The following is an 18,870-nucleotide window of genomic DNA, read 5'->3' on the forward strand; positions in this document are numbered from 1 at the left end:
TATGTGCGATTAGAAACTAGACGCATATAAAAAGTAGTCGTATAGTAACTCCAGCAAATTGCCTTGGAGGTCCAAGTGGATAGCGTCACTGTTTACCGTTTCGTCGGGAGATGGGCGTGAAGACGCTTCGGGGCGCAGCAGCTTTGCGTAATCTGCGCGAGCAACCCCTTTGGCGCCTGTTGGCGGCCACGAAGGCACCCGTGATAATTGCCGTGCTCCAGTCGCTTTTCACGGGCACTGACAAAGCGTTACCAAGTTCGGTGCTTCATGAGCGCCTGAGTCGTGACATCGATTCGCTTCGCTCAACCGGCGAAGACCTCCCCCAGACACCCCAGGCGTACGTTTCTGAGTGGCTCAATCAAGGCTGGTTGACGCGTCGGTTTCCCATCGGGGCTCCAGAAGAAGAGTACGAATTGTCGGCCGAAGCGCTTACTTCGGTGCGCTTTGTTGCGGGACTCTTGACGCCAAGAACGACCGCCACAGAAAGTCGGCTTTCAGTGGTCATGCACCAACTGTCGCGATTAGCTGAAGAGACCAATACCAACCCCGAAGCACGCTTGGCAGCGCTGCGCGCTGAACGCGAGCGTATCGACAAGGCCATCGCTGATGTCGAGCGTGGCGGCGCGAAGATTCTGACACCTGACCGCGCCATCGAGAGCGCTCGCGAAGTCATCGCTCTGGCACAAGAGCTTGCGGCCGACTTTCGAAGCGTCCGCGACGAGTTCGAGCGATTGAACCGGGGGCTGCGGCAAAGCCTGATGGAGAACGAAGGCAGCCGTGGCGACGTGCTTGAACGGCTTTTTGCTGGCGTTGACCTTATCGGTGAAAGCGATGCTGGTCGCACTTTCAACGCGTTTGGGGTTTGCTGACAGACAGCGAGCAAGCCGCCACCCTGCGAGAGTCGTTGGACGAAGTGACGAGCCGGCCCTTTGCGCGACAGTTGGAATCGCACGAACGCAAATTCCTGCATACGCTGACGGGCGCTCTGCTGACCGAAGGACGAGGGGTGCACGACGTGTTGCAGCACTTTGCACGAAGCCTAAAGAGTTTCGTGCAGAGCCGCGAATTTCTTGAGCACCGGCGCCTGCACGGCCTATTGAAAGAAGCAACGCAGGCGGCGCTGACCGCCAAGAATGCAGTTCGCCCTAATGAGCAGATTGGTTTCGAACTCATGCAGTCCAGCGGTCGCATCCGGTCAGTAGCACAGTGGGTACTCTATGACCCCGCGCAACGAGTGACCGATTCGTCAATGCGGATTGCAGAACCCTCTGAGCTGGACCTGGAAACCGTGAGCGAGCTCGTCCGGCAGTCGGAAATCGACTTTCGAACGCTCAAAGCGCACTTGCGGACCATTCTCGAACGCCAGTCGCAGGTCACCATTGGTCAGATACTGACCGAGTTTCCAGCGGAACAAGGTCTTGGCAGCGTCGTTGGCTATGTGGCGTTGGGTGCCAAGCACGGCGAGGTCACGGACGGCATCGAGCTCGTCACATGGGAAGGCGACGACGCGACCCGGCGTCGCGCCAAGGTTCCGACCATCTATTTCATGAAGGAGCGCTATCTTGAACTCGTTGACTGACCTCACCGACGAAAGCGTCGCCGACGAGCCCGCGCCCGATACGACAGTTGCTGATACTGCGACGTTCCGAGGTGACACCGGTTCGCTTCCAATGGATACCAGGCGGGTGCTTGTGCAACTGCTTCTCGGCCCATCGGTGGACGCCCGGCGCCAGTCAAAGCTCTGGCCCGTGCTGCTTCGCGATGAAGCCATCGTCCGCTCTCGCATGCATGAGCTCTTTCTCGAGGTCATCATTGACCACGAACAGCGAGTCGCGTTCACGCGGCAGGTCGTATCCGAGGACATCGATGTCCCCATCCTTCTTCGCAAGGCATCGCTCACCTTCTTGGATACAGCGTTGCTGCTCTTCTTGCGACAGCGCTTGACCCAAGCCGATGCGCAGGGCGAACGAGCTGTCGTGTCGCGTGATGACATGCAAGAACACCTGTCGGTGTTCGAACGGGGGAGCAACCCCGACCACGCAAAATTTGAAAAGCAAATCGTCAACGCCGTCGACAAGGCCAAGAAGCTCAGCCTGCTGCAATTCGTTCGCGGCTCTGGTGAGCGGTACGAAGTTTCACCCACGCTCAAGCTCCTCTTTTCGGCCGAAGAAATTCAAGACTTGACACGAACTTATGCCGCTCTGGCGTCCTCGCATTACGCGATAAACACGGACGAAGGCAACGCCGCTGAAGACGATGCATCGGCCAGCAGTGCCGAAAACGAGGAGGACTCGCTATGAACATCGACCAGCCCGTGTTGTTGGACGGCAGCGGTGACCAGTTCCGCCTTACGCGCCTACAGACGTTCAACTGGGGAACCTTCTCCAACGTCTTCGACTTCCCCATCCCCAAGGAGGGCTACCTCTTCGTGGGGCCGTCTGGTTCGGGGAAGTCGACGGTTCTGGACGCTCACGCGGCGCTGTTGACGCCACCGAAGTGGTTGGACTTCAACGTTGCCGCGCGTGAAGCAGAGCGGCATGGGCGCGACCGCAGCGCCATGACCTACCTCAGGGGTGCTTGGGCGCAGCAGACGGGAGACGGTGGCGAATACGTTTCACAATACCTTCGCAGCGGCACAACCTGGTCCGCCATTGCAGAGACCTACCTCGATGGACAAGGTCGGGTGGTCGTGCTCGCTCAAGTCCTATGGGTCAAGGGCAACACCACGGCGTCAAGCGACGCCAAGCGGCTGTACCTCACGCTCGAGCGTGAGTTCGAGATTCAGGAGCTGGAGTTCTTCGCCAAGAACGAGTTCGACACCCGCCGCTTCAAACACGACCTGCTCGATGCGAAGGTGTATACCGAATTCAGCGCATATCAGGAACGCTTTCGTCGTATGCTGGACATCGACAACGAGCGCGCCCTCCGCCTTCTGCATAAGACGCAGTCGGCGAAGAATCTCGGCGACCTCAACGTGTTCCTGCGGGACTTCATGCTGGATGAGCCAGAGACGTTCAGCATCGCCATCAGCCTAATCAAGGAGTTCGGGGAGCTGAACGAGGCACACCAGGAGGTCGTAGCTGCCCGGAACCAAATCGAAATGCTCAAGCCGGCGCGGGAGGAGCACATGGAGCTCGAACGTGGCAACAGCGACCGCAACGGGCTGCAGGCAATCCAGACCGCCATTGACCAGTATCGAGAGCACCGTCGCAAGGTCCTCGTGGACGAGCGGATTGCAGAGCTGGAGGTCGACAAGGAAGCATCGCGGCAGGAAGTCCAACTTCTCTCGCAGATTGTCGATGACGAGTTCGTCAAGCTGACGGACCTACAACGTCAGAAGCTCAAAATGGGGGCTGATGTCTTGGTCCGTCTCGAAGAAAATATCAAGGCGGCGGAGGCAGATAAAATCGTCCGCATGAACAAGCGTGACCAGGCGGCAGCCGCGTGCAAAGTCATGGGATGGGCGATGCCTGACAGTGTGGTCTGGTTCGTCCACCGAGTCGAAGCTGCCAAGCAGCGTGTCCTCAGGGCTCACGACCTGACGAAGGAAGTAGAAGACCGTAAGGACCAGCTCAAGGCAGACCATCGGCAGGCCAGCGAAGAATTCACCACGACGGTGGCCGAAGTCAAAGCTCTGGAGCGTCAAAGGTCCAACCTTCCGGCACGGCTCGTGGACTTGCGTGAGCGCATGGCCCGTGACCTTTCGATACCCGAGGCGAAGCTGCCTTTCGCGGGCGAACTGGTGGAAGTGCGTTCTGATTCGACCGAATGGCGGGGCGCCATTGAGCGCGTCCTCGGCGGTTTCGCGCGCTCTATCCTCGTGGATGAGAAGCTCTACCCGGCGGTCTCGGCTTACCTGAACGAGCGCAACATTGGCGAGCGACTGGTGTACTTTCGGACTGTCCAGCAGACATCCGGACGCACGCCTGGTCCCAATTCTCTGGTGCGAAAGCTGAACTTCGCGCAGGGAAGCTTTGGTGAATGGGTGCGGGAGGAGCTAAAGCGCTCATACGAACTTGAGTGCACCGACACGCTGCAGGCGTTCCGCAATGCCCCTCGTGCCGTCACCCGTGAGGGCTTGGTCAAGCACAACACGGTGCGGCACGAGAAGAACGACCGCCACTCAGTCAACGACCGCAGCCAGTGGGTACTGGGCTTTGACAATAAGGACAAGCTCACTCTGTACAGGAACAAGGCAGCGGAGCTTGGCGGACGCATCGCTGAACTGCGGATGGCGCTGGACAAGATTGGGGATGAAGAAGTCCTCCAGCAACAACAGCTCTTGCACTGCCAGAACCTGTCGAACCTGACGTGGAACGACGTCGACGTCGGCGCACTTCTGGCCCGCATCGACGACTTGACGACACGCCTCAACGCGGAGCGGGACGCCAGGCCGGACCTTGCCATCCTGGATGACCGCATTAAGACGCAGGAGGACATCCACTCCAAGGCCGTTGGCAAGAAGAACGAAGAGGATGTCAAAGGTCGCTCCATCAAGTCCGACATCGAGAAGCTAAATGTCAAGCTGGCCGAGCTGGCTCGTTTGTGGCCCGCCTCTGACAGGCCACCGGCGTTCGCCGCCCAAATCGAAGCTCGGTATGCGGCCACCGGCAAGGAGATTACTCTCGAGAACCTTGACCCGGTGAACGGGCAGGTGGACCGGGGCCTCAGCAACGAATTGCGTGCGATTGAGAGTCGCTTGAGCGAGTTGCGCAATGCTATCGTCCAGCGATTCGTAGAGTTCAACCGCTTGTGGCCTTCGGTTGCTGGTGGTCTGGACGCTACGCTGGCCAGCGCCGACGACTATCTGGCAAAGCTCAAGCGGCTGGAGGACGACAACCTTCCAGCGTTTGAAGACCGATTCTTTGGGTTGCTACGCGAGCAGAGCGACCAAAACCTGACTCTTTTGGCGACCAAGCTCGACGAGGAGCGCTCGGCAATTCGCTCGCGTATGGAACTGGTCAATGAGAGCCTGGAGACTGCGCCGTTCAACCCGGGAACGCACCTCGTCATCGAAACGACCGACAAGTCGCTCGAGGATGTGCGGCTCTTCCGCGCGAGCTTGAGGGAGTCGCTCAGCCACTCGTTCTCGAACGACCGAGACCTGGCCGAAGAGCGCTTCAAGACGTTGGCTGCCTTAGTTAAGCGCCTCGCCAGCCAAGAAACTGCGGACAAGAACTGGCGAAATCTGGTGCTCGACGTCAGGCAGCACGTGGAGTTTGTTGCTCGCGAGCTTGACGAGGGCGACGTCGAGGTGGAGGTCTACCGCAGTGGAGCAGGTAAGTCGGGCGGACAGCGCCAGAAGCTGGCTGCTACCTGCCTGGCGGCCGCCCTGCGCTATCAGCTTGGCGGCCAAGACCGTGCGCTTCCGAGCTACTCCACCGTGGTGCTCGACGAAGCTTTCGATAAAGCCGATGCAGAGTTCACTGCGATGGCGATGAACATCTTCAAGGCGTTTGGTTTCCAGATGATTGTGGCCACCCCTCTGAAATCTGTGATGACACTGGAACCTTTCATCGGAGGAGCATGCTTCGTGCATATAAAGGACCGCAAGAAATCTGCCGTCATACCCATCGAGTACGACAGCGAGTCCAATCGCTTGAAGTTGACTCAGGACGTACGCAATGCCGAAGAAACTGCTGTCTCCTGAGTCGGCGCGCGACTTCCTTGTTCGTCGCTTCAATAACCAGCACGAGAACTGGCTTGCTGGGGAGGGAGCTTGGCCTCTGGTCGTCTCGCTGGGTGCTCCCACCGACAAGGACATCGCCGAGGATGCTTCGGCGGTCCGTACATGGGCTTTCGCTTGGCAGTCGAGAGGCGGTCCGGGTGAAGTTGTCTTTGAAGAGCGGCAATTCGCGCGGTTTGGCAGGCATCGCCTTCCTGTCAGCCTGAGCTTCGCAAATGCGACTGCCGTTGCGACTGCCGTGGGTCAGACTAGGCGCTGGGAAACGGCAACGGAGCGCTACCAGCAGATGCTGAATCGCTGGCCAGTGCTCGCACAAAGCAAGGTCTTGGCATCGAAGTTCGATGTGCTAGCCGACTACACTCCGGAAGACTTCGAGCGGTTGGTAACGCTCTTGACGTGGCTGGAAGCGAATCCCGATTCCGGACTCTACCTCCGACAACTTCCTGTCGAAGGGCTCGACACGAAGTGGTTGGAGAAGCGAACGGGCCTAGTGGCGGGGCTCCTTCGGTCGTTGCGCGAAGTTACTGTCGACGACAGCGACTTCCATACCTTGTGCGGGCTGAGGAAGCCTGCGCACAGGGTCCGAATCCGACTGCTATGCCCAGCCTTGCGCGAACGAGTCGGCGGCCTCTGTGACATCGAGGCACCTATAGGTGAACTTGCGACGCTGCCTATTGAGCCCAAGGCAGTGGTTATCGTCGAGAATCTTGAGACGGGCGTGGCACTTCCGGACGTTCCGGGTACCGTGGCAATCATGCGCCTTGGCAATGCGGTGAGTGCGTTGCATGTCCTGCGATGGTTGCGAGGGCCAGAGATTGTCTACTGGGGTGACATCGACACCCACGGTTTTGCAATTCTCGACCGCGCCCGCAGGGTCATGCCTCAGCTTCGGTCGGTACTTATGGACGAAGCAACACTGATTTCGCACCGCCCGCTGTGGGTGGAGGAATCTTCACTGTGTCCCAATGTCCCGTTTGATGAACTGACGGCTGAAGAGCGGCGCGTCTACGACAACCTACGCGCTGGTAGCTGGGGGCAGCGCGTCCGTCTTGAGCAAGAGCGTCTGTACTGGGCTACGTCGATAGAAACGCTAGTGCATGCGCTTGAGGGTCAGACTAACGTCGAGGAAGGCGTGGGGCTATCCGTTTCTCCGAACGGGCTTTGCCGCGCGGCGCAGTCAACCGATGGTTAGCGACGGCCCCAAGGCACAGGGTTGACGACGCCTGTGTAGCAAATCGGCCGCATGGGATAACGCGCACTCGACTCAACGCGGCCCGAAGAAAGTTCTAGGCTTCCCCTTCTACCGGAACTCCGATAATAGAGCGGTTCAAATTCGAAAACCATGACAGCAATCGTGAAACGCGGCATCACTGAAGACTGCTGGAGCCTCATGAGCGAGGACCGAAAGCTCGGCTGGGAACTGTTCACGAGGTGCTTGGCCATAGTCGCAGCTTGGTTCGTGGTGAAGACGGGCGTTACGGCTATCGATTGTGTTGTCGCAGCCTTCGCAGGATTCACGCCGCTCTTTATTATCCGGAGTCAACGGTCTTTTCGGAAATACAGCAAGAACATCCGAAAGCGTCTCCTTGGGGAAATTGTCTTTCTTGGCGGAACCGGTGCGGCCGTCCTCGGGTTGCTCTACTTTGGCATCGCACTCCTTAGTAGCGTAGCTCAGACCTACGCGACCGATGTAGCACCCTTCCGTCATCGCGCTGACCCACTCATGGCTAACGTGATGCTTGTGCTACTGCTTTTCACCGTACCCCTCGCCGGCGTGAAGGCGTGGCGTGGCCTCAAGATGAGTGAGCTCGTCTTTGATTTACCAAAGCGCTCGCTGAAGCGCTTGGTCCTTCAACGGAAATACGTGGCTGACACCTTCGCCACTTTTGCCCATTTTGAACTGAGCGCCCAAATCGTCGGCTTCGCGTACGCGTCGACATGTGCACGAATCATCAAGGTCTATTTGAGCGTACTTGTCCATCAATAGCCCAACCGCTGGCCATGGCACGATGACGGACGACGCGGCTCGCGTTGTCAATGCTCCACGAATCGACAACGGCCGTTCGCGAAGCGTTCTCGCGTCCAGGTTGAAAGCGTCCTTCTTTGATGAATTGCGTCGCGCATCTAACGAAATCGGGACTTTGACCCAATCAGAGCCGGGTGACAGCAGAGCTGTCCAGCGAGCGGACCCCGCCCGAGGCTAAGGTAGCGGCTGGTACGGACTGCTTTTACGAAATTCTGCCCGACGCCTGGTATGCTAGGTCTTGGCCGACTCTGTTCCGAGTTAAATATTGGCCCATTACTCCTCTCGTCGGTGTGTGCCGACTTCATCAGAGAATCATGGCCAAATGCGGCGGTGGCGGAAAAGGTTAAGACAGTCGCTGTCGTTAAGGAGCTGATTTTGCTGCAAGTCTCGTCGACGGGCGCGCTGGCACGCCTTCGAGGAGCAATGCCGCTGACGGGGAGCACGCCGCAGCGGCACGAATGCATTGCTACAGGCAAGACAAAGGCGGGTCGATTTCGTGGGTCCCCTCCGTGTCGAGTCGAGACCGGCGCACGTGACCGTCTGACCCGCCAGCGAACCGCTGGCCTGAGAAGGGATAGGAAGCGCTGTTGACGCACATCTAGCGGATTCCCATCACCCGAGAAAATCGCTAGAATTTCCTCATTTCAAGCGCAGTTTTTTGAAAACTGCGCGCGTGCGCAACCGTCGTCCACTGATGGGACATGTTCGACCAGCCACTCGCTTGGCACCCGGTTCGAGGCGGCCGCGGGCGGAATTCTCATTTTATGCGTCCCGCTTTCTCGGTTTATGGGTGCGCATCTCCCGCAAGTCCTTTGCCAGCAGGGCACTCTTTCTCACCTTTTGTATCCATCTACAGTGAGTCGGCCGTCGTCTCCTGACCGCCGGTCATCGCAACTCAGCAAAGCCAACTGATCTCCGATCAGTTGGCTTTTTTTGTGCGCGTTCGAAAAACAACGTCAAACCCGCGGCTCACGCTCCGATTCCCGCCTCAAATCGTCAAATAACGTAAAGAAAGTATCGGCCCGCGCCTCATCACGCCTTAGAGTTTCGACCGCCCGAACCCGTCCGAAACTCCCGTCATGAAAAAAACCGCCCTCGCCGCCAGACACGATGCCTCGCGCCCATTGTCCGCCGCCTCCGACGCACGCTTTTCCGCCGCCGCAGCGAACTTCAATGCCGCGATGGCCCACAACGATTTCCGCGCCGGCGCACGATTCGCCGAAGAAGCCTTGCGGATCGTTCCAGGCCACATGATGGTGCTGTCGGACTACGCGCGTTGCCTGATGCGCACCGGCGCGCACGAAGAAGCCTACAAGATCTACGCGAGCATCCTGAAAGCGCCGCCCGCGCAACAGCGACAGGCGTCCTCGACCTGGATTCACGGCCTCGTCGAACTGTGCGGCCTGATGGGCAAGCGCGACGAACTGCGTCGGCATGGTCTGCGCGCGCTGAACGAAGCCGACGCGCTGCATCGGGCGTCGGGCATCGAGATCGATCCGGCGACGAAGCCGCCCGCGTTCGACGCATCGAAGCCGCTGGAAAACGTCATCGCGTTCTCGTTGTTCGGCGCGAATCCGCGCTACTGCGAGCCGGCGGTGATGAACGTGCTCGTGGCGCGCGAACTTTTCGAGGGATGGACATGCCGCGTCTACCTCGATGCCAGTGTGCCGCAGCATGTGCATCGCCGACTGCGCGAAGCCGGCGCGCAACTCGTCGAAATGGACGGCAGTGGCCCGAAGCCGATCCATCCGCTGATGTGGCGCTTTCTCGTCATCGGCGATCCGGGCGTGAAGCGCTTCCTGCTGCGCGACGCAGACTCGCTGCTTTCGGAGCGCGAGGCCGCGGCGGTTCGCGCATGGATCGACAGCCCGTTTCTCTTTCATCACATGCGCGACTATTGCTCGCATACCGAGCTGATTCTCGCCGGCCTGTGGGGTGGATGCGGCGGTGTCCTGCCGAACATGGAGCAGGCGATGCGCGATTACAGCGAGCAAAGGAACAAGAGCAGCGGCCGCTTCGTCGACCAGCACTTTCTGCGCGAGCAAGTCTGGCCGGCGATCCGCCAGAGCCTCCTGAGCCATGACGAACTCTTCGGCTTTCACGACGCGCTGCCGTTTCCACCGCACGCGCCGGTGCGCTGGAAGACGGATGCGTTTCACGTCGGCAGCAACGCGAGCCATCGGGCAATCGGCGGCGCGAGTGCGCTGCCGGACGGCTCGCCGCAGCATCTGCTCTTCTGCAATTCGCAGGGCGACGTGCTCTTCGACTACTCGGCCATCGTGCGCGGGAACGAGTGGCGGCTCGACATGCCGTTCTTCATCCTCGACGCCATTCAAGCAGGCCGCGTCCAGGTTCGCAACGCGCTGTGAGCAAAGGCGTCAGCCCGCCGAAACCTCGACGGTGGAAAACCCGATGCCCACGCTCTTCGCCACCCGGATCTGCAACGGGATGCGTTCCTTCAGCGCTTCCACGTGACTGATCACGCCGATGGTCTTGCCGGTCGCGTTGAGCGAATCCAGGGCGTTGAGCGCGATTTCCAGCGTCTCGCCGTCGAGCGTGCCGAAGCCCTCGTCGAGAAAAAGCGAATCGATCGACGTCTTGTGGCTCACGAGATCGGAGAGCGCCAGCGCGAGTGCGAGGCTCACGAGAAAGCTCTCGCCGCCCGATAGCGTGCGCGTGTCGCGAGTGACATCGCCCTGCCAGGTATCGACGACTTCCATCTCCAGATCGCCTCCCGCCTTGCGGTTCAAAAGATAACGGCCGTGCAGATGCGCGAGTTGCCGGTTGGCGAGATAGACGAGATGGTCGAGCGTCAGCCCCTGCGCGAACTTGCGATACTTCGCGCCATCGGACGAGCCGATGAGGCTGCTCAGACGCTGCCACAGATCGTACTGTTTGCGCTGTCTTTCGATTTCCTCGAATAGCGACTGCTGATTCAGGCGCTGCTGCGTGTCGTTCTTCAGCGTCGCGCGAATTTCGCCGCGTCGCTGGTTCAGCGTTCGAAGCAATTCATCCAGATCGGTCAACTGCTGCTGCAGCGCCTCGGCCGGCTGATCCGTCTTCGGCTCGGCGAGGAGTTCGGCGCACCGCGCCTCCGCGGATCGTAGCAACGTGCGCGCTTCAGTGAGCCGCTTGTCGAGCGAAGCCTTCCGCGTCTGCAGCCGTTCACGTTCATCGTGCGAGAGCAACGCGCGGACGAAGGCACTCTCTTCATCGAAAGGGCTGGTGAGGAGCGCCGCTTCCCACGCAACAGACGTCTTTTGCGCTGCCACAGTGTCGTCGGTCAGGCGATGCGTGAGCGTTTTCTCGGCACCTTCGAGCGCATTCGCGCGATCGCGCGTCGAGTGGTGATGCGATGCGGCCTTGTCGAAGTCGACCTGAGCGTCCGTCGACGCGGCGAGCGGCTCCGGTACGAGCGTCGCACCAGCCGCTTCATATCCGAGCCATCGCGCGGACCACGTAGCTTCTTCCTGTACCGCGGCGTCGACGTCCGCGCGCGCGGCTTTCGTCTGATGCGACAGCGTTTCGCTTCGTTGCGTGAAGGTCTGCCACGCGCGCCATTCGTTGTTGCGTTGCACGAGCCAGTCGCGCCAATCCGACGACTCATCGGGCGGAAAACGTCCCGCCTCGACGATCGCCGCATGCAGCGATCGCAGCGTGCGTTCGATCGAAACCTGCTGCGAGGCGATCCGTTCGTTCGCTTCGTGGAGCGCCTTCTCGCATGCAGCGCGCTTCTCGATGATGAGCGCGAGATCGTGCCTGCTTCGCTCAGATACCTTCTCCGCCAGATGCCGGGCATCCGCACAGCGAGCGATGCTGAGATTCAACGCGTCGATGCGCGCGAGCGTCTGTTGCGCGTCAGCCAGCGTCGCCGTGTGCTGCTCGATGTGCCGGTCGAGCGCGCCGCGATCGCTCAGTTCGACACCGATCTGCTCGCAACACGCGCTCCAGTATTGCGCATGAACCGCTTCGTTCTGCGTCCAACGATCGATGCGCTTTTCAAGCTGCCCGATTGCCGCCTTCGCCACCGCCGCGGCGGTGGCCGACGCGTGCCGGCTGTCGGTCGCTTTCTGAAGCGCGACTTGCTTCGCATCGAGATCGCGCTGAGTCGTAGATGCTTCGAGTGCCTGATATTCGACGATTGCCGGATGCGCATCCGAACCACACAGCGGACAGGCTTCGCCCTCGCGCAGCGCAGCGCGATGATCGGCGAGTTGCAGGATCACCTTTTCCTGTTCGAGCAGCTTGCGCTTGTCGGCGATTTGCTCGTTCAACGCACGGCATTCGTCGTCGATGCGTTTGATCTCGTCTTGTCGGGCGACGAGCGATGCGTGCTGCGTCGCGAGATCGGCGATGTCGGTGCGCTGCTGGCGGGTGCCTTCGTCGCGCGTTTCAGCCAGTTGAAACAGCCGGTTCAGGATGGACTGCTGCTGTTGAAGCTTATGGAATCGTGTCTTCAGTGCGGCCTCGTCGTGACCGCCGAGCGCTTGCTCAAGACGGCCGCGCTCTTCGGCCTCGGTGGTCTGCGCGGCCTCCAGCGCCGTCGTCGCTTGCCGGACGACACCGTGCTGCACGTCGATATCCTTCGCATGCTTGGCGATCGCTTCGGCGAAATCGCGCTGATTTTTGCGCGTCGCGTCGATGTCGTTCAGCACATGCTGGCGCGCTTCGAATTCCGATCGCCATGCCGCGATCTGTTCGCCGAGCCTGCTTCGTCGCGGATGCCGGTCGAGTGTTTCCTGCACGCGCTTCGTTTCAGCGAGCAAATCGTCCATCGACGTGCGTCGCTCGGTCGAGATCTGCTTTCGCAGATGCAGCGCGAGGCGCGCGCTGCGCGCTGCATCGAGCGATGCGCGCTCGCGTTCCGCCTTCGCGTGCGCGAGAAGTTGCGACGTTTCATTGAACGCCTGCCGTGCATCGAGCATCGCGCGATGTTCGAGGCGCAGCTTTTCGGCCGGTTCGCTGACGGCGAGCCGGTCGAGATCGTGCCGGGCGTCGGCGATCATCTGAAGCGCGCTCTGTTCGTCGATTGCAGCCTGCCGTACCTGCGCCTCAACCGTCGATACGTCCTTGCGCCATTGCAGCATCGCCTGTACCGAACGCTGCTCTGCGCCCAGCACACGGGCCCGGTCGTCGAGCGCCGCTTCTTCGAGCTTCAGCTCAGCAAGCTGCTCGGCGTCGAGCAACTGCACGCCTTCGACGCGCGCCTGCAGTTTGCCCAGCGCGTTCTCTTCATCGCGCATCCGCTGGAACACGTTCTGGGAAATCAGTCCGTAGATATCGGTGCCCGTCAGTTCTTCCAGCAACTCGGCCCGCTCGTTGGCCTTCGCTTCGAGGAACGCCGCGAAGCCGCCTTGCGCTAGCATCATCGACTTCGTGAAGCGCTTGAAGTCGAGACCCGTGATCTCTTCGACGAGCTTCAGTTTGTCGTTGATCTTCTCGGTGACGATGGTGCCATCGAGGCGCGCGAGTTCGACCTTCGGCGGCTGGAGATTGCCGCTCGCCTTGTCGCGCGCGCGGCGCTGGCTCCAGAACGCGCGATAGCCCTTGCCTTTCACCTCGAATTCGACTTCCGCGAGACACTCGAACGTATGCCGCGTCATCAGTTCGTTGGTACTCGCGGACACCGCTTCCATGCGCGGCGTGCGGTGATAGAGCGCGAGACAGATGGCGTCGAGCAGTGTCGTCTTGCCGGCGCCCGTCGGACCGGTGATCGCGAAGAGTCCGTTGTCCTTGAACGGCGGCTGGCTGAAGTCGATCTTCCAGTCGCCCTTGAGCGAGTTCAGGTTGCGCAGTCGCAGCGACAGGATTCTCATGACGCCTCTGCCTCGCCGATACCCGCGACGACTTCGCGATACATCGATGTCAGTTGCGTTCGCAGTTCGTCGTCGAGCATTTCGGCCTGCAGGCGGCGGGCGAAGACATCGTCGGGCGTGAGTTCGTTGAGCGTCTCTTTGGCCTGCGCCTGCAATGCGTTCTGTTGCGCCGAGCGTTCGCGCCGGATGCGCAGGACTTCGACTGGCAGTCCCTTGGTGATGTCTTCGATGCGCGTCTGCAGATCGCTCAGGTAGTCGTCGGCGGAGACGATCACTTCGAGCCACACGGTCGCGCCTTCTGTTGCGCCGGCGGCGGCTTCGTGGATAGACGCGGCGAGTTCCTTCAGTGATCCCTTCACCGAGAGCATCGGCTGGAAGCAGGGCACCTCGATCGGCGTGACGGCTTCGAGTCCGTCCGTCGAAACGTCGACCAGCAGCATTTGCTTGTGCTGGCGCGCTTCGTCGAAGCTGAGCGCAATCGGCGACCCGCTATAGCGAATGTGATCGAACCCGCCGACTTTCTGCGGCCGATGGATGTGCCCGAGCGCGATGTAGTCGGCGGCAGGAAATGCGGCGGTCGGGAACGCTTCGAGCGAGCCGACGTAGATCTCCCGCACCGATTCGCTCGCGCTCGCGCCGACCGTCGTCAGATGGCCGGTCGCGATGATTGGCAGGTGCATGCCGAGTTCCGCGCGCTTTCTTTCAGCAAGCGCGAAGAGCGCCTGATAGTGCGTCTGGATGGCATCCTGCAGCGACGCCTGCTTGTCGCGCGCGGTCTGTCCCGCGATGCTCAGCAGCACGTCGCGCGGACGAATGAACGGAATCGCGCAGACGATCGCGCCCGGAGTTCCGTCGCGTGTCTTTAGCACTTGCACCTGCTGGTTCGGATCTTCCTGCACCGACGGGATCACGAACGTGTTCAGCAACGCGAGCAGTTCGCGCGACTCCTGCAGCATCGCGACCGAATCGTGATTGCCGGCGAGCACGGTGAGTCCCACGCCCGCGTCGCGCAGCGCGAGGATCAGCTGGTTGTATAGCTCCCGTGCGTAGCTCGGCGGAGCGCCGGTGTCGAAGATGTCGCCGGCGATCAGGACCGCGTCGACGCGATGTGCCCTCGTCTGCCCGACGAGCCAGTCGATCAGCTTCTGATGTTCCGTCTGTCTGGAATGCCCGAGGAAATACTGGCCGAGGTGCCAGTCTGAAGTGTGCAGGATGCGCATCGGCAAAGGGTTGGTTGCGGCGGTGGATCGTTGCCGCAAGTTTAGCCGATGGCGAGGCGCGCCCGGCTCACGCAATCGGCTTGACCGGCAGCCAAATCTCCGTGACGAGTTCGGTCGGCGGCGTGTCGCGCGGATCGTTCAGATAGACCTCGTGGACCGGCGCATCGGCGGTTTCGCGGCCGCATTGCGGCAGCCATTCCCCGTAAAGCCACTGATAGGCGAAGCACAATTGCGCGTATGGACCGACGTGCGTGAGCACCGCGAACTCGCCACCCTTCACGTCGACGCGCGACACGGGCGCGACGAATGGACCGCCCTCCGGCTGCGCGATCTCGACGCATGCCTGCGAGCGCAGGTCCTCCTCGCGCGTGGCGCTCGGATCGTCGAAATAGATGCCGAGCCAGCGCGCGTCGCGATCGAGCAGATCTTGCGTCGCGAGCCAGTGCGACACGGTTTCGAATGCCTGGCCGATGTTCATGTAAGGGCCGCGATAATCGACGGCGGCGACCGTGAATGCTTCGTGCTTGCGGATTTCGACGGGATGCATGATGTCACCTCTCGTTTGCGTTGAATCGTGCGAAAGCGGACGCCATTGCGCCGCGCCGCCAACGTTGCGAAACTGCGCGGGCGGCATGCGATAGCTCGCCTGGAACGCCCGCGAAAACGACTGCACGCCGCTGTAGCCCGCACGCTGCGCGATGGCGTCGATCGGCGCCGAGCCACGTACGAGTTCATTGGCCGCGCGGTGCAGCCGCAGCCGCCGCACGGTCGCCGCGGCGGTCTCGCCGTAGAACGCGTGATAGATCCGGTGCCAGTGATACGGCGAAAGGCACGCAATCTCCGCGAGTCGGTTGAGGTCGAGATCGTCGTCGAGATGATCGTGGATGTAGTCGATCACGCGGGAGAGCCGCATTTCGTACAGGCGTGGATTGGGTATGTCGGTCATCGTCGTTTCTGGTTCGGATGCGATGAAACAACGGTAGCACGCCCGCATTTAGCAAATCTTGCGGACTTGGAGATGGCGTTTGTGCCGCCGGTTTTCCACACACGCGTACACTTCGGCATCGAACCCGCAAATCCAGCACGCCTGCCCGGCGGGTGCGCTCATCCAATCTCCGAAAAGATCATGTTTACCTGTCGAAACCAGCCATGCGGCGCCAATTGGGAAGTGTCGGACGTCGACATTCATAACGAGGGCCAGGGGCTCCTGTTCCGCTGCCCGCAGTGCGGCGCGCGCAATCGTGTGATCCGCCACGAAGCAGCGGACGGCGCCGTCACCTACGAGCAGGACGACTCGATCCCGCTGAAGAGCGAGCCTGCAAGCGCGCCGAAGACCGCGTCAAAGCCCACGTCAAAGTACTCGCCGAGAGGCGCGCCGAAGAGCGCGCCGAAAAGCGCGCCCCGGAGCGCCCCCCCGAGGACCGCCCGCAAGAGCACGCCGACGAAGCGCGGCCGATAACATCATGACGACCGATACCTCATTCACGAGCCTCCCGCTGTCGCCCGCGATGCAGACGAACCTGCAGCAACTCGGCTACCTGACGATGACGCCGATCCAGGCCGCGAGCCTGCCGGTCGCGCTCGACGGACACGATCTCATCGCGCAGGCGAAGACGGGCAGCGGCAAGACCGCCGCGTTCGCCCTGCCGCTGCTCGTGAAGCTCGATCCGCGCGACTTCCGTCTGCAGGCGCTCGTGCTGTGCCCGACGCGCGAACTCGCCGATCAGGTCACGCAGGAAATCCGCCGCCTTGCGCGCGCAGAGGACAACATCAAGATCCTGACGCTCTGCGGCGGCACACCGATGCGTCCGCAGATCGCGAGTCTCGAACACGGTGCGCATATCGCGGTGGGGACGCCCGGCCGCATCCTGGATCACCTGGAGCGCGGCACGCTCACCCTCGACGCGCTGCGCACGCTCGTACTCGACGAAGCGGACCGCATGCTCGACATGGGCTTCTTCGACGACATCGCGTCGGTCGCGCGCCAGTGTCCGAAGGAGCGGCAGACGCTGCTTTTCTCCGCGACGTATCCGGAAGGCATCGCGAAGCTGAGCCAGCAGTTCCTGAAGAAGCCAAAAGAGATCAAGCTCACCGAGCAGCACACGAACGCGAAGATCAAGCAGCGCTTCTACGAAGTCGATGACAACGAGCGCCTGCATGCCGTGGGCCTCCTGCTCGACCATTACCGGCCGGTCAGCACGATTGCGTTCTGCAACACGAAGCAGCAATGCCGCGACCTGCTCGACGTGCTGCGCGCACAGGGTTTCGAGGCGCTGGCGCTGCATGGTGAGCTGGAACAGCGCGAGCGCGACCAGGTGCTCGTGCAGTTCGCGAATCGCAGCTGCTCGGTGCTGGTTGCGACCGACGTCGCGGCTCGCGGGCTCGATATCGCGCAACTCGAAGCGGTGATCAACGTCGACGTGACGCCCGATCCCGAGATCCACGTGCACCGCATCGGCCGCACGGGACGCGCCGACGAGGAAGGCTGGGCGCTCACCCTCGCGAGCATGGACGAGATGGGGCGCGTCGGCAGCATCGAACAGGCGCAGGGCAAGGAAGTCGAGTGGCATCCGCTCGCCGAGCTGACCTCCGCGACGCCCGGCCATCTGAAGCCGCCGATGGCGACGCTGCAGATCCTCGGCGGCCGCAAGGACAAGATCCGCCCCGGCGACGTGCTCGGCGCGCTGACCGGCGAGGCGGGCTTCACGGGCGCGCAGATCGGCAAGATCAACGTGGCCGACATGGTCACTTACGTCGCAGTCGAGCGCAGCATCGCCGACGACGCCGTGCGCAAGCTCGGCGAGGGCAAGGTGAAGGGCAAGAAGGTGAAGGTGCGGCGCATCTGACGCGCCTGATACGCCGAAACGGCCTCGTTGATCGGACGATTCCAATAGTTTGCGCCGCGTGTCTCGCATAGCATCGACCGGTTTTCAATCGCCGATCGTCCGTCATGCCCGAAACCCTCACGCCGCTTAACGTCGCGCTCGACCATCATCAAGCCGGTCGCCTAGACCAGGCCGAAGCAGCCTATCGCGGCATCATCGAAGCGCATCCCGGACATGCGGAAGCGCTGCATTATCTCGGTGTGCTGCTGCATCAGCTCGGACAGCATGAAAGCGCGGCCGGCTTGCTCGATCGCGTGCTCGTGCTTTCGCCCGGTTCCGCTGCGTGCTGGAGCAATCGCGGGCTGGTCGCGGCGGCACTCGGCGACGCGCCGTTCGCCGTCGATTGCCACGAGCGCGCGCTCTTGATCGATCCGTCGTTTGCCAATGCGGCCAACAATCTCGGCGTGGCATTGCAGCAAGTCGGCCGCGAGGGCGAAGCGCTCGACGCCTATCGGCGGGCAATCGCCCTGCAGCCCGGTTTCATCGATGCCCGCACGAACCTCGGCGCAACGCTCGCCAGGCTCAGGCGTCACGAAGACGCACTCGCGGTCTATCGCGAAGCGCTCGAACGCGATGCGGCAAATGCGAGTGCGCATTTCGGCGCGGGCAACGCGCTGCGCGAACTCGGCCATCTCGACGATGCAATCCAGAGCCTGCAACGCGCAGTCGAACTCGCGCCGGGGCATTTCGAATCGCGTGTGAATCTCGGGACGACGCTCGGCCTGCGCGGACGTTTCGTCGAAGCCGAAGCGCAGTATCGACACGCGCTGACCTTGCGCGACGACCCGCAGATTCACGTCTGCGTGGGCGCGACACTCGGCGCGCGCGGGCGCTTTCACGACGAAGAGGCGCACTACCGGCGCGCGCTCACGCTCGATCCCGATCACGCAGACGCGCAGCACAATCTCGCGCTGCTGCATCTGCGGAGCGGCGAATTCGCCAAAGGCTGGGCGCTCTACGAAAAGCGCTGGCAGGCGAGCAAATATGCGCGGATCGAGGTGCCGGGCATCGTCGAGTGGAAGGGCGAGCCGATCGCGGGCCGCAAGCTGCTGCTGGTCGGCGAGCAAGGCCACGGCGATCAGCTCCACTTCGTGCGCTACGCGACCGTGCTCGAACAAATGGGCGCGACCGTCGATGCGCTAGTTCCGCGCAATATCGCGGAACTGGTGGGCGGCGCGCGCGGGGTCAACCGCGTACTCATCGAGAAGCCGCAGCAGGGCTACGACTTCTGAACGCC

The 18,870-nt window shown here is 61.6% G+C and carries 10 protein-coding genes and 1 pseudogene; 8 read left to right on the forward strand and 3 right to left on the reverse strand.

The genetic code is table 11. The features are described from left to right. Window positions 1-110 precede the first annotated feature (110 nt). The 6 genes and pseudogenes from AWB81_RS01125 (at window position 111) to AWB81_RS01155 (ending at window position 10,081) form a co-directional block, all read left to right on the forward strand. Window positions 111-1,579: pseudogene (locus AWB81_RS01125) on the forward strand (DUF3375 domain-containing protein). After that, on the forward strand, window positions 1,563-2,300 hold the full coding sequence (locus AWB81_RS01130; RefSeq protein WP_235025681.1) for a DUF4194 domain-containing protein: 738 nt from the start codon (window positions 1,563-1,565) through the stop codon (window positions 2,298-2,300). Before AWB81_RS01125 ends, AWB81_RS01130 begins: the two are co-directional and overlap by 17 nt. Beyond that, window positions 2,297-5,650 (forward strand): ATP-binding protein, encoded by a 3,354-nt coding sequence (locus AWB81_RS01135; protein ID WP_062632055.1) that lies wholly within the window; start codon window positions 2,297-2,299, stop codon window positions 5,648-5,650. Before AWB81_RS01130 ends, AWB81_RS01135 begins: the two co-directional genes overlap by 4 nt. Next, window positions 5,625-6,878 carry a DUF3322 domain-containing protein gene (locus tag AWB81_RS01140; RefSeq protein ID WP_062632056.1) on the forward strand — a complete coding sequence of 418 codons (1,254 nt, stop codon included), beginning with the start codon at window positions 5,625-5,627 and terminating at the stop codon, window positions 6,876-6,878. Before AWB81_RS01135 ends, AWB81_RS01140 begins: the two co-directional genes overlap by 26 nt. Window positions 6,879-7,028: 150 nt before the next feature. Beyond that, window positions 7,029-7,673 carry a hypothetical protein gene (locus tag AWB81_RS01145; RefSeq protein ID WP_062632057.1) on the forward strand — a complete coding sequence of 215 codons (645 nt, stop codon included), beginning with the start codon at window positions 7,029-7,031 and terminating at the stop codon, window positions 7,671-7,673. Window positions 7,674-8,791: 1,118 nt separating this feature from the next. Further along, a complete protein-coding gene (locus tag AWB81_RS01155) occupies window positions 8,792-10,081 on the forward strand; it encodes a tetratricopeptide repeat protein (RefSeq protein ID WP_062632058.1) in 1,290 nt (429 codons plus the stop codon). Window positions 10,082-10,090: 9 nt separating this feature from the next. On the opposite strand, the gene AWB81_RS01160 is transcribed toward AWB81_RS01155, so the two are convergent. The 3 genes from AWB81_RS01160 to AWB81_RS01170 all read right to left on the reverse strand — a co-directional run bounded on the left by AWB81_RS01160 (window position 10,091) and on the right by AWB81_RS01170 (window position 15,694). Then, window positions 10,091-13,528: an AAA family ATPase gene (locus AWB81_RS01160; protein ID WP_062632059.1), complete on the reverse strand. Its 3,438-nt coding sequence runs from the start codon at window positions 13,526-13,528 to the stop codon at window positions 10,091-10,093. Next, a complete protein-coding gene (sbcD, locus tag AWB81_RS01165) occupies window positions 13,525-14,748 on the reverse strand; it encodes an exonuclease subunit SbcD (protein ID WP_062632060.1) in 1,224 nt (407 codons plus the stop codon). The genes AWB81_RS01160 and sbcD overlap by 4 nt, the downstream gene beginning before the upstream one ends. 67 nt (window positions 14,749-14,815) lie before the next feature. Continuing rightward, window positions 14,816-15,694, reverse strand: coding sequence for an AraC family transcriptional regulator (locus AWB81_RS01170; protein WP_062632061.1), 879 nt, complete (start codon window positions 15,692-15,694; stop codon window positions 14,816-14,818). A gap of 517 nt (window positions 15,695-16,211) precedes the next feature. Between AWB81_RS01170 and dbpA the strand changes: the two genes are divergently transcribed. Together dbpA and AWB81_RS01185 are read left to right on the forward strand one after the other, a co-directional pair. Next, window positions 16,212-17,594 carry an ATP-dependent RNA helicase DbpA gene (gene dbpA, locus AWB81_RS01180; protein ID WP_062632063.1) on the forward strand — a complete coding sequence of 461 codons (1,383 nt, stop codon included), beginning with the start codon at window positions 16,212-16,214 and terminating at the stop codon, window positions 17,592-17,594. 104 nt (window positions 17,595-17,698) lie between these two features. Next, window positions 17,699-18,865, forward strand: a complete 1,167-nt coding sequence (locus AWB81_RS01185; RefSeq protein ID WP_235025682.1) for a tetratricopeptide repeat protein — start codon at window positions 17,699-17,701, stop codon at window positions 18,863-18,865. Window positions 18,866-18,870: the final 5 nt, after the last annotated feature.

The organism is Caballeronia arationis (assembly GCF_001544975.2).
In the GTDB taxonomy this organism is placed as follows: domain Bacteria; phylum Pseudomonadota; class Gammaproteobacteria; order Burkholderiales; family Burkholderiaceae; genus Caballeronia; species Caballeronia arationis.

Excerpts from the sequence above, each read along its gene's own strand:
- AWB81_RS01135 (WP_062632055.1), top strand. The coding sequence starts at position 2,297 with ATGAACATCGACCAGCCCGTGTTGTTGGACGGCAGCGGTGACCAGTTC.
- AWB81_RS01140 (WP_062632056.1), top strand. The coding sequence starts at position 5,625 with ATGCCGAAGAAACTGCTGTCTCCTGAGTCGGCGCGCGACTTCCTTGTT.
- AWB81_RS01145 (WP_062632057.1), top strand. The coding sequence starts at position 7,029 with ATGACAGCAATCGTGAAACGCGGCATCACTGAAGACTGCTGGAGCCTC.
- AWB81_RS01155 (WP_062632058.1), top strand. The coding sequence starts at position 8,792 with ATGAAAAAAACCGCCCTCGCCGCCAGACACGATGCCTCGCGCCCATTG.
- AWB81_RS01160 (WP_062632059.1), bottom strand. The coding sequence starts at position 13,528 with ATGAGAATCCTGTCGCTGCGACTGCGCAACCTGAACTCGCTCAAGGGC.
- sbcD (WP_062632060.1), bottom strand. The coding sequence starts at position 14,748 with ATGCGCATCCTGCACACTTCAGACTGGCACCTCGGCCAGTATTTCCTC.
- AWB81_RS01170 (WP_062632061.1), bottom strand. The coding sequence starts at position 15,694 with ATGACCGACATACCCAATCCACGCCTGTACGAAATGCGGCTCTCCCGC.
- dbpA (WP_062632063.1), top strand. The coding sequence starts at position 16,212 with ATGACGACCGATACCTCATTCACGAGCCTCCCGCTGTCGCCCGCGATG.
- AWB81_RS01185 (WP_235025682.1), top strand. The coding sequence starts at position 17,699 with ATGCCCGAAACCCTCACGCCGCTTAACGTCGCGCTCGACCATCATCAA.